Annotated in this window: 11 protein-coding genes and 1 pseudogene; 3 read left to right on the forward strand and 9 right to left on the reverse strand. The window is 37.7% G+C overall.

Annotated elements, in window-relative coordinates; genetic code table 11:
• Positions 1 to 128: 128 nt before the first annotated feature.
• A complete protein-coding gene (locus ACM03V_RS27590; RefSeq protein ID WP_414624006.1) occupies positions 129 to 560 on the forward strand; it encodes a DNA-binding protein in 432 nt (143 codons plus the stop codon).
• On the opposite strand, the gene ACM03V_RS27595 is transcribed toward ACM03V_RS27590, so the two are convergent.
• The 4 genes from ACM03V_RS27595 to mfd all read right to left on the reverse strand — a co-directional run bounded on the left by ACM03V_RS27595 (position 557) and on the right by mfd (position 7522).
• A complete protein-coding gene (locus tag ACM03V_RS27595) occupies positions 557 to 1504 on the reverse strand; it encodes an alpha/beta hydrolase (RefSeq protein ID WP_414624007.1) in 948 nt (315 codons plus the stop codon). The two genes, ACM03V_RS27590 and ACM03V_RS27595, sit on opposite strands and share 4 nt — an antisense overlap.
• Before the next feature lie 8 nt (positions 1505 to 1512).
• A complete protein-coding gene (locus ACM03V_RS27600) occupies positions 1513 to 2220 on the reverse strand; it encodes an FkbM family methyltransferase (protein ID WP_414624008.1) in 708 nt (235 codons plus the stop codon).
• 558 nt (positions 2221 to 2778) lie between these two features.
• Positions 2779 to 3762 (reverse strand): leucine-rich repeat domain-containing protein, encoded by a 984-nt coding sequence (locus ACM03V_RS27605; RefSeq protein ID WP_414624009.1) that lies wholly within the window; start codon positions 3760 to 3762, stop codon positions 2779 to 2781.
• A gap of 202 nt (positions 3763 to 3964) precedes the next feature.
• Entirely contained in the window at positions 3965 to 7522 is a 3558-nt protein-coding gene (mfd, locus tag ACM03V_RS27610) for a transcription-repair coupling factor (RefSeq protein ID WP_414624010.1), read from the reverse strand.
• Between the two features lie 633 nt (positions 7523 to 8155).
• Between mfd and ACM03V_RS27615 the strand changes: the two genes are divergently transcribed.
• Positions 8156 to 9487: a hemolysin family protein gene (locus ACM03V_RS27615; protein WP_414624011.1), complete on the forward strand. Its 1332-nt coding sequence runs from the start codon at positions 8156 to 8158 to the stop codon at positions 9485 to 9487.
• A gap of 157 nt (positions 9488 to 9644) precedes the next feature.
• Here the strand turns inward: ACM03V_RS27615 and ACM03V_RS27620 are convergent, their stop codons facing one another.
• The 4 genes from ACM03V_RS27620 to ACM03V_RS27635 form a co-directional block, all read right to left on the reverse strand.
• On the reverse strand, positions 9645 to 9881 hold the full coding sequence (locus tag ACM03V_RS27620; protein WP_414624012.1) for a hypothetical protein: 237 nt from the start codon (positions 9879 to 9881) through the stop codon (positions 9645 to 9647).
• Positions 9882 to 10037: 156 nt separating this feature from the next.
• Positions 10038 to 10349, reverse strand: coding sequence for a hypothetical protein (locus ACM03V_RS27625; RefSeq protein ID WP_414624013.1), 312 nt, complete (start codon positions 10347 to 10349; stop codon positions 10038 to 10040).
• Positions 10350 to 10607: 258 nt separating this feature from the next.
• Positions 10608 to 11174, reverse strand: a complete 567-nt coding sequence (locus ACM03V_RS27630) for a phosphate-starvation-inducible PsiE family protein (protein WP_414624014.1) — start codon at positions 11172 to 11174, stop codon at positions 10608 to 10610.
• 106 nt (positions 11175 to 11280) lie between these two features.
• A complete protein-coding gene (locus ACM03V_RS27635) occupies positions 11281 to 12225 on the reverse strand; it encodes a tetratricopeptide repeat protein (protein ID WP_414624015.1) in 945 nt (314 codons plus the stop codon).
• A 1362-nt stretch (positions 12226 to 13587) separates the two neighbouring features.
• Here ACM03V_RS27635 and ACM03V_RS27640 point away from each other — a divergent pair.
• Positions 13588 to 13989, forward strand: a pseudogene (locus tag ACM03V_RS27640) (SPFH domain-containing protein); the annotation flags it as partial.
• A 20-nt stretch (positions 13990 to 14009) separates the two neighbouring features.
• Here the strand turns inward: ACM03V_RS27640 and ACM03V_RS27645 are convergent.
• Positions 14010 to 15077, reverse strand: a complete 1068-nt coding sequence (locus tag ACM03V_RS27645; RefSeq protein ID WP_414624016.1) for a PstS family phosphate ABC transporter substrate-binding protein — start codon at positions 15075 to 15077, stop codon at positions 14010 to 14012.
• Between the last annotated feature and the right edge of the window lie 104 nt (positions 15078 to 15181).

Raw genomic sequence — 15181 nt, forward strand, 5'->3', positions numbered from 1 at the left:
AGTGAGTTAGATATGTTCGCAATAATTATTTACAAAATTCTGGTTTCAGATATTACATTGATGCTTGCTTGTGATTCGTTATCCTGATAATTTGAAAAAGTATAGCGCTATAGTTTTGAGGGTGAATCATGAAAGTTGGAACTAAAGAAGCTGCTGAATTACTGAGAATTTGTACTCAACGAGTGCGACAACTTCTAAAAGAAGGGAGAATTAAAGGAGCCGAAAAAGGTGATAGATTTTGGGAAATTCCTTTATTTGACGGTAAACCAGAAGTAAAAGAGGGTCGAAGAGGTCCGAAGCCTAATTGGAAAAAGCGAGTATCAAAAGCAATAAGTCGTATTTGCGTCAATCAGCATTTGATTAGAAGCAATAGTAAGCATGGTACGAATAAGCCTGTAATCAGGGTTGAATCACGCGGAATCATTCGTTATTTTCATAGTTTAGAAATAAATGGAAGCTGTAAAGTAGTTTATCGTCCGGACAAACCTTTAAGTTGCGGCGCTAAACTTTGGCTGGAAGTGGCATCTGATGTAATGCTAACGGCTTTTGTTTATTCTTAAACGGCAGATGCTTTTACATAGTTCGCAATTTCTATAAATGCATTATTAGCTTTCGAGCAGAAAGGGGGAAAGCTGAGAAAGCCGTGTACCATTCTGGGATAATCGATCAATTTAACTTGATTATTTGCAGCTTGAAGACGTTGAGCATAAAGTAAATTTTCATCATGGAGAACATCGTATTCTGCGGCAATAATTAAAGTCGGAGGGAGATTGGATAAATCTTCAGCTAGTAAAGGAGAAAAGTAGGATTCGTGGATATCGGAATCGCTGCGAGAGTAGCAATTAACGTAGAATTGCATTGCTTCTTTTGTTAAAAGTGGTGCATCATTATATTCCATCGATGGTTTACTCAAAGTTGCATCGAGGACGGGATAAATCAGAATTTGTTTATTAATTAGTTGACTATTTAAATTTTGTTTTCTGTCTCTGAGCATTAAACATAAAGCAGCAGCTAAATTTCCTCCTGCGCTATCTCCCATAACTGTAAGTTGTTGTGGATTTATGTTTTCGCTTACCCAAGTGAGTGCATCAAAGCAATCTTCTAATGCCGTGGGATATTTAAATTGAGGAGCTAATTTGTAATTAACGGCAATAACTAAAGAATTACTTTCCTTGGCAATACGACGACACATAAAATCGTAAGTTGGAAAATTGCCATGAATCCAACCACCACCGTGAAAGAAGAGAATTACGGGAAGATTGGTATTTAAGCAAGGGTAATAAATTTGAATTGGAATTTCCCCGTGTCTGCCAGTAATTACTTTTTGTTCAATTTTAGGTAGTTGAAATTTTTTGCCAGCGAAGATTCTTTGTGTAATTGAAGGAATAGGGGTAACGCTGGCGATGCGTAATTCTTCCTCATCCATTTTGTGAAGTGGTTTTTGGAGGTTGAGAATTTTATCGAGCAGACGAATTTTCCAATCGAGTTTTTGTTTGATTTGCATTTCAAATATTACTCCTTACTTTTAAATAGATAATCCACCTGAGAAGCTTTTTCAAATAAATCGTAGTAATCGGCGATATAAGATTGAATTTCCTCAAAAGATTCTTCGTTAAGACATTCAACGAGCATAAATTCGGGTCGATATTTATCAAAATCCAACCCTTGCAAAGCATTTAATTCAAAACCTTCGACATCGAGAGAGAAAAAATCTATTTCACTTACATTGGCTTGATCTAAGATAGAAGTTAAAGTTCTAGCGGGTACCGTTATTTTGTAAGGAGTAAAACCCAACTTTCTTCCGGCGATCGCCACACGTTCGGATTCAATTTTATCATCATCGAAAGCACCTGTAACGAGGGACATTAAATGACCGTACATCATTTCAATTTCTGAGTTTGGGTAATCTGGGGAGACTAAAGCACAGTTGAAAACTGTTGATTTTGGTCTTTCTTTGACGCATTCTTGATAAAGATGGGGAATTGGTTCGATGAGAATTCCTTGCCAATTTCTGAAACGTTCGAGGTAATAGGTATTGCTTTCGGAGAAACCGTTATTTGCTCCTACTTCAATGAAAAAGCCATTTTTAGATAAATATTTTTCGATTATTTTGCCAACTCCGCGACGATAAGGGCGGGAATAACGTTCGCTGCCAAGGAATTCAAATAGATATCGACGGTATTTGATGGTGGTATTTTGCAAGTTTTGGGAATTGAGCATGGGATAGGGGGTTTATTGCAATCGCAGAGCTAAAACCATTGTAAAACATGGAATTTGTGATATGAGCTATGGCTACATTTGGCTGTAGCAGAGGAGCCGCTATAGCTTTTGTATGATTAAAAGCAAGGAGAGTGCAAAGGGGTATGATTATTTTTTTGGTAGTGTTATCACGCATAAGGATGTATTATTAACTTTTTGATTAAAGCTCTAATACATACTTCATAACACATGATATTAATTTCGTAAGATATAAATTTGGTTTGATTAAAGTTTGATGTGGGGAGGATGTAAAGAGGAAGTGCGATCGCGCAACTTGCATCTCTAAAAAACTAGAATATTGCTTTGCAGTCAATAAATAAAATCATGTGAAAACAGAATCAAAAAATATATCTATACAATTCACATTGCAGCTATCTTATTGACGGGATGCAGTTTCAGTATCGTTGGAGTAATTACAGATACATCGAAAAAGCAATTTGAAATTCAGAACAAATTCAGCAATTATCTAGAAGAGGGATATTAATTTTTTAAATTGAATTGCTGTATCTTTTTCCTTTTTTATCTATATGGAAAAAATTTACATACAGAATGTGGTTTAATAGGACAGACTTTTTTACCGATTGGATTTACGTCAATATAAAGGTATTCCAATTTATCTAAATTAGACAGCGGCTTTAGGTCGCTAATTTGATTTTCTCTAAGATTAAGTCTTCTTAAATTAGTTAACTCTGAAAGCGGTTTTATATTACTAATTTTGTTTTTAGCAAGCCTAAGTCTTCTCAAATTAGTTAACTCTGAAAGCGGTTTTATATTACTAATTTGATTCAAGTCTAAACTAAGTACTGTTAAATTAGTCAATCCTGAAAGTGGTTTTATATTGCTGATTTTATTTTCTCCCAGCAGCAGTCTAGTTAGATTAGTTAACTTTGAAAGCGGCTTAATGTCACTGATTTGATTATTTGTAAGACCAAGGTAAGTCAAACTAGTAAATTCTGAAAGCTGTTTTACATCGCCGATTGGATTATAGTCAAGGTGAAGAGAAGTCAAATTAGTTAAATTAGAAAGTGGTTTTATGTCGGTGATTTTATTTGCCGGAAGCATAAGGTATTCCAATTTATTTAATTCAGAAAGCGGTGTTAAATTGCTAATTTGATTTTTCACAATACTAAGAGAAGTCAAATTAGTTAAATTAGAAAGCGGTTTTAAATTGCTGATTTGATTTTCACGAAGCATGAGGTAAGTCAAATTAGTCAGAGAAGCAAGCGGTGCTAAGTCGCTGATTTTATCTCCCCAAAGACTAAGATCAGTTAAATTACTAAGTTTCTGATTTGCTTGTTCGCAATCTTGAGTACCTGCTTCATTCAACAAGACTTCAACTGTATGCTTTGTTTCTTGTGGTAAGGTGAATCTCTCTTCACACCATTGAGTAAAACTTTTAACAGGTTTTTGATTCTGCTTGACTGGTGTTGCAATGGTTCTAGTATTTTGCGTACAAGCTGTTAAAGTTAATGCTGTACAAAGGATTGTGATGATTTTTTTCATGGTTTTATCTATGTAATTATCTGTATATTATTTTTTGAAATGAAATTATTAATATACATTTAATAACACAGATTAAATGGTGCCGTACTCTCCTAATAACGCACCCTACAAATAAATAAACCCACGGAGGTGGGTTTTGCCTGTGTAGCCGCGTTTTCAAACGCCAGGTTTTTCAATCGCCAGGTATTATCAACCCACAAACCTATACCAGCGCAACTTCCGGCACAGCATCCTGCATCTTAGTAAATGCATCGATCAATGTTTGCAACTGTACGTCTGCTTTCATAACTCCCAATCCCCTAACGGTAACTTTCCCTGGAGAATACACAAATCTACTCATCATATTTTGCGGTAATTTTTCAGACAACATTTTCCAACCGGGTTCTTCCATTGGTGTTTCTAAAACAATATGTTGTTTCCCATCTGGTTTTATTCGACTAAATGCTAAACTTTTAGCTAATTGTTTTAATTCCATTACCCGTAACAACTGATTCGCCGACGCGGGTACGTTGCCATATCTATCGTTCCATTCTGCTGCAATCATTGCTAATTCTTGTTTGGAATTGGCTACTGCTACGGCACGATAAGCGCTCATCTTTTGATCTAAGTCGGTGATGTAATCTGCTGGAATAAATGCGGTCAAATTAAGGTCAATTTGAGTATCGGCAACGGTGGGAATTTCTTGTCCGCGAATTTCCCGAATTGCTTCTTCTAACATTTCCATATATAAGTCGAAGCCAATTACATTCATTTGTCCCGATTGCTCTGCTCCCAATAAGTTACCAACCCCCCTGATTTCCATATCTCGCATTGCTAGTTGATAACCGGAGCCAAGTTGGGTAAATTCCTGAATTGCTCTCAACCTCTTACGTGCAGCTTCCGATAATGACCTTTGTCTGGGATAAAATAACCATGCATGAGCTTGAATTCCGGCACGTCCAACTCTTCCTCTTAACTGATAAAGTTGAGCTAAGCCGAATTTATGCGCGTCTTCAACTAATATCGTATTAACTCTAGGAATATCCAAACCCGATTCAATAATCGTCGTACAAATTAAAATATCAGCTTCCCCACTACTGAAAGAAAGCATGATCGATTCTAACTCGCTGGCTTCCATTTGACCGTGAGCGATCGCAATCTTGGCATTCGGTATCATCTCTCGCAAAAATGCCGATTTGTCTTCAATTCCATCTACTCGTGGAACTACGTAAAATACCTGCCCACCTCTGTCTAACTCTTGACGTATGGCGGTGCGAATCGGTTCGGGATTCATCGGCGAAAGATGAGTCTTAATCGGTCTTCTTGATGGTGGTGGTGTGGTAATCAAACTCATTTCTCGAATTCCCGACAATGACATATACAAGGTGCGGGGAATAGGTGTTGCACTTAAAGTAAGTACGTCAACTTGAGTTTTCAAAGATTTAATTTTCTCTTTTTGATTAACCCCAAATCTTTGTTCTTCATCTACCACCAATAATCCCAAATCTTTGTATTGAACGCTTTTACCTAAAAGTTGATGGGTACCGACAACTATATCTAATTCCCCCGTCAGCAATCTTTTTTGAATATTCCGCTTTTCTTCAGCAGTACGAAAACGGTTGAGCAATCCGACATTTATGGGATAGGGAGCAAAGCGTTCTTTTAAAGTATGGTAGTGCTGCTGGGTAAGAATAGTTGTAGGTGCGAGTAATGCAACTTGTTTTCCAGAAGTAACGGCTTTAAAAATAGCTCTTATTGCCACTTCAGTTTTACCAAAACCCACATCACCGCAAACCAAACGATCCATTGGGCGATCGCTTTCCATATCCCGTTTCACATCTTGAGCGGCTTTCAACTGGTCAATTGTAGGTTGATAGGGGAAAGAATCTTCCATTTCTTCCTGCCAAGGGGAATCCTGGGGATAGGTAAAACCAGTTTGTTGGGAACGTTGAGAATACAGTCTTAATAAATCAACCGCCAATCTTTTGACAGTTTTACGAACTTTATTCTTAGTATTTTCCCAAGCCTTACCCGTCATTTTATTTAATTGCGGGGAAGAGTTAGTAGTTGTCCGAAAGCGAGATAAAGCACCAACTTGATCGGCAGCTACTCGTAATAAACCATCTGCATATTTAACAACTAAATAATCGCGGGTTTCATGATTTAACGTTAAACTTTCCAACTTCACAAATTGTCCCAAACCGTGATTGCGGTGAATTACATAATCACCCGGACGTAACTTATTGGGATCGACTTGTTTAGAACTAGCCTTACGACGCTTGCGGACATAACCGGGAGTTGCTAAAGTATGCTGACCGTAAAATTCCTTATCGGTGACAACAACAATTCTATAAGTCGGTAAAATAAAACCTTCTAACTCAGCCAACCCAGAATATTTTACAGCAACCGGTACGTGACTAGTCAACGAGCGATCGATAGCTTGATAATCGCGGGGATTGGGGATAAACTGAGCCGGACAATCGTGTTCCTGTAAAAGCGAAACCGATCGCGTTGGTTGAGCCGAAACCAACCAAATATTAAAATTGCGATCGCGTTCTTCGCTTAACGTCTGTGCCAACTTCGCAAAAGCATGAGGAGTAACCGGAATCGAACGAGCCGCTAAATTAATCGCATCATCACCTTCTTCAGCCAACTCCGACAAATACAAACTTTCAAATTTATCTAAATCTGCCAAACAATCTTCCCAAAAGCGATGAATTTTTGGTAATTGAATATGGGGCATTGGGGATTGGGCATCGGGCATGGGAGAATCATTATCTCCCCCCATCTCCTCATCTCCCAATCCCCCCATCTCCCCCTCACCTTCCCCAAGCCACTGCTCTTCGGCATTCTCCACCCATAACAAACTGTGAGCGTAACACTGCTCAACTTCATCAACGGCAACTAAAGTATTTTCTGGTAAATAATCTAATAAAGAAGCGGGTTTTTCGTAAGCTAATCCTAAAAATCTGCGGCTTCCTTCTAATAATTGTCCCGATTCTAACTGTTCTTTTTCTTCTGGTGAAAGATAATCTTCTACAGACGCACTAAATTGCCTGTCTGCCATTAATATCGGAGCAAAACTAGTAGGAGTAAGAATTATTTGGTCAATTTTATCTAAAGCAGAACGTTGTGTTGATGGATCGAATTCGCGAATTTGCTCGATTTCGTCGCCAAACCAATCCAAACGTACCGGCAATTCCGAAGATACGGGAAATACGTCTACAATATCCCCCCGACGACTCCAAGTACCTTCCATTTCCACCAAAGGAACTCTTTCGTATCCCAAAGCCGCCATTTTTTTAGCGAACGTACCCAGATTAAATTCCATTCCCTTAGCAATATTCAAACAAAAAGGCTTGAATGCTTCCGGGGGTGGTAAATGTGGTTGTAAAGCTGCTTGAGTTGCGATTACAGCTACAGAAGAATTCTCAGATTCAGGAGACTTAATTAAATCGGCAAGCACCTGCATTTGTCCCCAAATCATTTCGGTTTCGGGATCGAATGGTTCGTAAGGGGAAGCTTCAGAAGTGGGATAAAAATGTATAGTCTTCCATCCCATCGTTTCCAGTTGCGTAGTCCAACGTCCGGCTTCTTCCAGAGTAGCGCAGACCACAAATAAGTTCCGCTCCGAACTATTCGCTAAAGCCGAAGCAACCAAACCCTTTGGTAAACGTGGAATCCCATTTAATTGTAATTGTGTTTGAGTCTTTAATTTAGAAAGTAGTTCGGTGGTGAGAGGGGAACGTCCCAAAGCACGCACTATGGAAGAAAAAGCCATAACTTTAAAATTCGTAATATTTCCTACGGAAACGCTTCGCTAACGTAATACGTAATTAAAACCAGCCGCATCACAATAAGGTAAACCGCAATATCACCTATTATGGCGCTGGAGTTGGCAGAGATTTAGCCGAGAATAAAGCTATTAGCTATCAGCTATCAGCTAAGTAGGTCAGCACAAATAAACCTGGGAACAAAATGTAAATTGACTTCAAAGCCCTGCGATTGCTTCGTTTCACTTGCAATGACATACCTTGATTTTTTAACTTCGACTTACTTAAAAGTTAAAAGCTAAAAAAAGGTAGACACAACAGACGTTTACCTCGATAAATCAAGGTATAAGTAAGGAAATTACCCCTTTTCTAAAATACAGGCAACAAGTCAATAAAAATGAATGTTCCCTTTACTATTTTAGAAGTCTCAACGGTAAATTTTGCCTATTACTGTTTTTTCCTAGTAAAATTACCACACCAGCTTTGGGCTACTATACGTAAGTGTGTTTTGGATTCGGCAATAAATTTCGTTTATTTAAAAAAAATTATGTATTTAGAGTCTTTTATTATATGTCTTGATGCTAAATACTTAAAAAACTATAACCGTGCATAACTAGCCGAAAAAGAACGGCAATTAAGAGATGTCCCTCAATTTTGAGTTATTAATTATTTTTCTGCTGATTTTCGCTAATGGTATGTTCGTCATGTCAGAATTAGCGATAGTTTCGGCTCGCAAAGTCCGCTTACAACAGCTTGCCAACCAAGGAAACCCCAGAGCCAGAGCCGCATATGAATTAGCTTCCTCTCCCACCCAATTTTTAGGTACCGTTCAAGTGGGGATAACTTTGATTACCATCCTTTCTGGTGCCTACGGAGAAGAAATCATTACCAACAGAATATATCCTCTTTTAAATTTTATTCCTTTATATCAAACTCAGGTATCTCGTGGAATATCAGTATTAATAATTACATTTTTAGCAATTATTTTAGGCGAACTAGTACCCAAGCGTTTAGCCTTAAATCACCCAGAGTTAATTGCTTCAATTGTTGCTTTACCGATAAAAAGTTTAGTAAAAATCGCTCATCCAATTGTTTTTATTTTAAGCATATTCACGGATAGTATAGTAAGAATATTAGGGATTAAACCGAGTACCGAACCGCAAATTACAGAAGAAGAAATCAAAGTATTAATCGAACAAGGAACCGAAGAAGGAACCTTTGAAGAAGTTGAGCAGGATATGGTTGAGCGGGTGTTTCGTTTAGGCGATCGCCCGGTAAGTTCGTTCATGACACCGCGTCCAGAAATTATCTGGTTGGATTTGGAAGATAATATCACTCAAAACCGCGAGAAAATTATTGAAAATGGTTATTCGCGGTATCCAGTGTGTCAGGAAGGATTAGATAATATATTGGGAATCATTCCGGTAACAAACTTATTAGCTCGCAGTTTTACCGGAGAGCAGATGGATTTAACTGTAGGATTGCGAGAGCCGATATTCGTACCCGAAAGCACCCGTGGCTTAAAAGTTTTAGAGATATTCAAGCAAACGGTCAACCATGTATCGTTAGTGGTAGATGACTATGGAGTAATTCAAGGATTGGTAACTTTAAACGACATATTAATTGAAATTGTCGGTGATGTTCCTTCCGATGACGATGACGAAGAAGAAGCTCAAGCCGTACAAAGAGACGATGGTTCGTGGTTACTTGATGGGATGTTAACAATAGATGAATTTTTTGAACTTTTCGACATGGAAGAAGAAATAGAATCCCACTCCCGCGACAGTTATCAAACATTGGGTGGTTTGGTAATGACTCATTTAGGTCGTATCCCCATCGCTACAGATCACTTTGAATGGAAAGATATGCGTTTTGAAGTCATGAATATGGATGGAAATCGCGTTGATAAAATTTTGGTCAAAATTTTGAAAAATAAATCTATCAATTTGGGTCGATTGGAAAGGGAGAGCTAATAGGTTAAAGGTTAAAGGTAGAGTGTGTTTCGCGCAATACGGCACCTTTTTTATTGTTATGTAAGTTGTAATAATTTGAGATGCTGTTCACAGAGTGAGTTGGTAGACTATAAACCCGGTTTTTCAAAAAACCGGGTTTATAAATTCTTAAAAAGAATTACATTTTGCCATTCTTCATTACTTCTTGAAGATGGTGACGGATTTCTTGCACTTGCTCCATCTCAGTTTGGCGTAACTTTTGGAATAATTCTGCACAGGGTTGAGAATTAGCTTCTTGTGCATCCTTGATATAAGTATCGTAAGCTCTAATTGCTTCAGCTTTATTATGCAATACAGTCAGAAAATCGTATTCTAGATTGCTAATAGGTTGAGTGCTAGCGTTTGCAACGGTCATAAATGTACCCTCCAATTTGTTTTTAATCAACTTATTTACTCAATTAAGTTTTAGCGATTCATTAAAAGTTATTCATCTGTCAAAAAGGGTAAGATTAAATACATCCCTGTTATAGAGTCAAAATGTGTCTTTAGAGCTATTTTAATTTCCACAACTTTAATTAGTACAGGATGCAAATTCATTGCGCTTTTGATCTTCTTCTGAAACTTGCGAACCAACTGGTTGAACTACATACCAATATCTCACTTCCAGCCAACGTAAAGGAGTAAAGAGGAATGCCAATTGTCCATTAATCAATAAACCGATGATACTAGAGTCTCCCGGTTCCACATTATGATAATAATAAGTACAGCTAGAAGTTCCGGAACCATGAACAATAATATTAGTTGTTAATCGAATCCCGACATAAGAAAGGGTATAGGCAATTATAGAACAAGCAGCAATTTTAGTAATTAGTTTTTTATTCATAGAAGAATAGATGATTAATATAAAAATACCGAATAATATTAATCATTGATTGTATGAATATTTGCTTACAAGTGACAACTTAATTCAGTAACAATATATAGAAAAATTCAGCAAAATATTTTTTATAAAACGAAAGCAGATCTATGGTTATGCGATCGCCTAACCCCACATAAGCTGCTAATTCCCATTACCATTCCCAATTCCCAAATAAAAAACCCGCCATTGACGGGTTTTGATCGAATTAAATACAGACAAAGGCTAACTTTTAAATTGCCTTTTATCCCGATCGTGATTCGATGTTCTTCCTTGTTGAGTGCAACCTCCTTTATAGTCTGGATCGTCATCACCGTAAATAAAAGGACAATATTTTGTATTAGCACTAATACAATCCATATGCGGAGTTTTAGCGCACACGAGTAGCAATACACCCAAAATTATTAATAAACCACAAATACACGCTACTTGAATCCAAGAAATTTCCATCGCACCATGAACGATTACCTCTCTTAGTAAAGATACAATCGTTACTTCTACAGCGACTCCCACTGCAATGCTATGCTCTTGTAGATACACCACTAATAGTCGAAATAACTCGACCAAAATTAAAATAAATAGCATTTTTGCAGTTACTTCTTTGTAATCAACAGAATGCAATATATCGTGAAATATCCCCCAGAGCTTGACTACCATCACGGCGAACAAACAAAAACATAGAGAAATCACAACTAAATCACAAAAAGTCTCCATATTGCTGACTATTCTGTGCCGATCTAACCAACGGTTCCATAATAAAAATTGGCTTTTGGGACGTTTTTTCACGAACATAAACATGAATTACCAAGTGAACTACAGACCACACCAGCCATTGTTCAATTAATTCTTTATATTGTGACGTACCTTATAGCAAGTTAGCAGCAGTATTAATAACTTTTTATTGAGGAGGAATTTGATAAGTAAAACTTTGGGCTTGCTGCATCAGTTGTTCGGCGTTACTAGCCCATAGCTGATTATTTTGTGCTAAGAATAAATCCCTAGAGTATTGTAATACGCGCATGGCATCGGGATATTGTTTCATTTGTATAAATGCCAATCCAGCACCGTAATAAGCGCTGGGATAATCGGGGTTAGCTGCGGCGGCTTTTCTAAATGCTTCTAAAGCCTGTTCGTGTTTACCTTGAGTATATAAAATCGAGCCGATATTGTAATAAGCTTCGGAATATTTCGGATTAATTTTTACGGCCTCGTTAAAAGCATTTGTGGCTTTTTTAAACTTACCTTGCTGCATATAGCATAATCCAATTTGATAAGCTGGTTCTGGCGCTTTATTGCTGTATTTCATCGCTTTTTTAAAAGAGTTAACAGCTTTACTACAATCTTCTTTTTGCTGATACAATAAACCAATATTGTAGTAAGCAACTCCTAATTTTGAATCAAGTTGTATAGCACGCTGTAAATAATTTTCAGCTTGAGCAAAATTATTCCCTTCCAACAAAGCACCACCCAAATTTGCATAAGCTAAGGCAAACTTAGGATCGACTTGAGTAGCTCGATAAAAAGCATCCGCAGCCGGTTGCAACTGTCCTACCTGCCTTAACGCCAATCCTAAATTGTAATGCGCTGGTGCTAAATATGGGTCTAACTGAATTGCTTGATTAAAGGCGTTAATAGCATCTTGAGGACTCCCTGACTGAATCAACTGCAAGCCCTGAGTTAAATATGTTGTAGCGCTGTTGCGAGCGTACTGTGCCAGCTTTTGGGGAACTGGATCGAAGTCATACAAAGAAACTTCATTGGCTTTAACAGGAGCGATCGCCACACTCAACAAGATTGCACTAAAGAACGCACTCAGTCGATACTTACAAACTAACCCGTTCATGGATTTTCTCCCTAATAACGCTTTTATTTGACCGAACCAATATTTTATTCAAGATTTTAATTCAAGATTATGGTTTGAAATAAAGCGGTTTAGACCCGTGAAATCTTGTTAATTGTCAATCTACCGGATTTATCCGTCTTTATTAATCCAAAATCTATAGACGCTCCCGATGGCTGCAACCAGACTACTTTATAAAAATCTAATTTTATATGTAAATGCTGTCTTTTTTATCACTTTCTTGGCATAAATTTTCAAGTTCCCAACAAGTCTTTAAGTTAGCTGCCTGCGGAATCAATGCAGATAGGTATGTCAAAATGTAAACCCTAGAGCCAGGTTATTTTGATTAGGAATTAAAAAAAATATTACAGATGCAGAAAATGCTCAGGAAATGAACACAGATGTAGAGACGCAGCAGTGCTACCTCTCCATATTTTGATTTGTACCGATTAATGTAAGTGTAAGGTGTATCGCGCAGTGCAACGCACTATAATAGTTACAAAATAAAACTTATTTTTCAAAAAGAAGCTCAAATAGGACTACTAAGCTTTTGAATCTTTTAAAATATATTTTTCCAAACTCTCATCCCATCTGAGTTGATAACGATTTACTTTTAACCATTCCTTAAATTCAATGGGATTTTTACGACAATCAAAACCCGATGGTAATGGTAAAATTCCATTTAAAACACCAACAAAGTGATTTACACTTCTCCCTCCACCCGGAATATTATCTAAAATATAGCGTTTTTCACTTCAGTTAAATACACTCTTGTGGGATAGGCATCCCTGCCCGTCCAGATTTTCCAAACTTAACTATAAAGATCTCCTCATATCTATTCCCTGTCTTTGTATAAATACTTGAATATAAATTTTACGTAAGGACAATTTATTAATTTATAATTCTTTTTTTTAGACTAATTAAACCATAAACTAAAATTAATAAAAGCATAAATAGGAACAGATATCTATGTAGTAATTCCTAAACTAATTATTTGAAAAAATATCATGGGTTTCATTGTTTCCCTCCTCGCTACCACAAGTTTGGGGTCAGAGCCTCGTCCTTCTAGGACGAATTTATGTTCTTTGGTGATATTATAGAAGTAGCGGTAAAGCGCATATATAAAAAGCTTAGTAGGTCTAGCGGACGGCTCTTGATCCGGAACCCTGGGGGCAATAATCCCAAAATCTTGTACAAATGTGGGAGTAAAGTCAAAAATTGATAAATCGTTTCAAACGCGGTCGGACAGTCCGTGTGCGCTTGTGGACGTATCCAAACGGGGAGATTAAATGCGAAAGCATTTTAGTTTCTAGGGAGGACGGATGAAGCAAGAATCCTCATGCCTTAAGGCTGGGGAGTGTCAACAAACGTCAACAAGTTGCCCGTCAAATAAACGAACAACTTACTCAAGAATTATTACCCTTGGGTTTCCTAGTTGAAAAAGCTTTACTACGAAATGTAAAAATGCCCGATACAATCCAAGCAGCAATTCAAGAAAAGCTTAAAGCCGAACAAGAAAACCAGCGGATGAAATTCGTTTTAGAAAAGCAGCGTCAAGAAGCCGAACGCAAACGGATTGAAGCCAAAGGTATTGCAGATTCTCAGAAAATTATATCTGACGGACTTACAAATCAAATATTGCAGTTGCGGGCAATTGAAGCTACAGAAAAACTCGCTCAATCTCCCAACTCAAAAATTATTGTTGTTGGTTCAGGTAAAGGTGAGGTTCCTATTTTATTACAGGAATCCATAAGCACAAAACCTTAAAACATTAATTAATTCGAGTTCTAACGCACGGGAACAAAGCCAGCTGCACCGATCGCCTTTTGCCCTTCGTTCGTCAGCAGCAATTCGGTATAAGCATCGCCAATTTGCTGTTCCCTACCGTTATTCTCTTTAGTAACTACAAATAATTTGCTTCTAAGTGGATAACTACCATTTCTAATCGCTCTTGTATTTAGGCGATCGCGCTTTTGCGGACATTGGTTTGCTTCTACTAATTCTCCAATATATGGAGCAACTAAATTATCTGAACTAGTACCCAATTTTAGGGTTTTTACGCTACATTGAGGCACTATAGCTCGCGCCGAACCAAAATACACCGCACCTTGATTTTCACTGACTTTACGCAATGCTTCTGTGGGAGAATAGACATATTCGACATTAGAGCCTATTTTTTCAACGTCTATTACTTTACCGTCAAACAATGTAGATTTTACGTCTTCTGGATTCTCAGAAAAAGGCGTTATCGCCAAATCCGGTCCTCCTAATTGGTTCCAGTTAGTAATCTCACCTAAATAAATTTGCTGCAACTGTTCGACGGTTAAACCAGAAACAGATAGTGCTGGATTTACTGCAACCGCTACCCCATCAGTAGCAACCTGACGTTGCTTAAGCGTAAAACCTTTTTGTTTAGCTAAAGCATATTCCGACTTTGTAAGGGGACGTGATAACTGAGCAAAGTCTATTTCTCCGTCAAGCAACATCTCAATTGCTGCCTCCGAAATAGGAGTATTCCCTTGGGGGTGGCTATATTGCAACTGTAATTCCGGACGGTTTGCTTGAATTAAAGAATTTACAACTTGTCGGATGGGTGCCCAAGCCGTACTCCCACCGTATGCGAAGGAACCGATGGGAACATTGCTGACCGTTTCAAAGCTTGAATCCGCAGTTTCAGAAGGCGTATCTGCTGCTCGACTAGCTCTGATACTGCTTTCCGGTTGTAAATACTGCTTTACCAACAACCAAAATCCTCCGATGACAAGGATTGTCAAGACTTTGCCGATAATTAAACCTTTGACTAACTGTATGGAATCTTTACTAAGGGGGATGAGCTTTTTGGTAGTATTGTTCATAATTTACGCCGATAATTTTTGTAATCCTATTGACTTAGAGCGTAACTTCCGGTATGTAATTTGTTAAGTATATTTCCTTACTTATTGATAATTTTTTCCATCTT

It is taken from the genome of Calothrix sp. CCY 0018 (assembly GCF_963920925.1).
Lineage (GTDB): Bacteria > Cyanobacteriota > Cyanobacteriia > Cyanobacteriales > Nostocaceae > Rivularia.

Bases quoted from the DNA above. Each gene is read 5' to 3' on its own strand.
- ACM03V_RS27645 (WP_414624016.1), bottom strand. From the start codon at position 15,077: ATGAACAATACTACCAAAAAGCTCATCCCCCTTAGTAAAGATTCCATA.
- ACM03V_RS27620 (WP_414624012.1), bottom strand. From the start codon at position 9,881: ATGACCGTTGCAAACGCTAGCACTCAACCTATTAGCAATCTAGAATAC.
- ACM03V_RS27625 (WP_414624013.1), bottom strand. From the start codon at position 10,349: ATGAATAAAAAACTAATTACTAAAATTGCTGCTTGTTCTATAATTGCC.
- mfd (WP_414624010.1), bottom strand. From the start codon at position 7,522: ATGGCTTTTTCTTCCATAGTGCGTGCTTTGGGACGTTCCCCTCTCACC.
- ACM03V_RS27590 (WP_414624006.1), top strand. From the start codon at position 129: ATGAAAGTTGGAACTAAAGAAGCTGCTGAATTACTGAGAATTTGTACT.
- ACM03V_RS27605 (WP_414624009.1), bottom strand. From the start codon at position 3,762: ATGAAAAAAATCATCACAATCCTTTGTACAGCATTAACTTTAACAGCT.
- ACM03V_RS27635 (WP_414624015.1), bottom strand. From the start codon at position 12,225: ATGAACGGGTTAGTTTGTAAGTATCGACTGAGTGCGTTCTTTAGTGCA.
- ACM03V_RS27630 (WP_414624014.1), bottom strand. From the start codon at position 11,174: ATGTTCGTGAAAAAACGTCCCAAAAGCCAATTTTTATTATGGAACCGT.
- ACM03V_RS27600 (WP_414624008.1), bottom strand. From the start codon at position 2,220: ATGCTCAATTCCCAAAACTTGCAAAATACCACCATCAAATACCGTCGA.
- ACM03V_RS27615 (WP_414624011.1), top strand. From the start codon at position 8,156: ATGTCCCTCAATTTTGAGTTATTAATTATTTTTCTGCTGATTTTCGCT.
- ACM03V_RS27595 (WP_414624007.1), bottom strand. From the start codon at position 1,504: ATGCAAATCAAACAAAAACTCGATTGGAAAATTCGTCTGCTCGATAAA.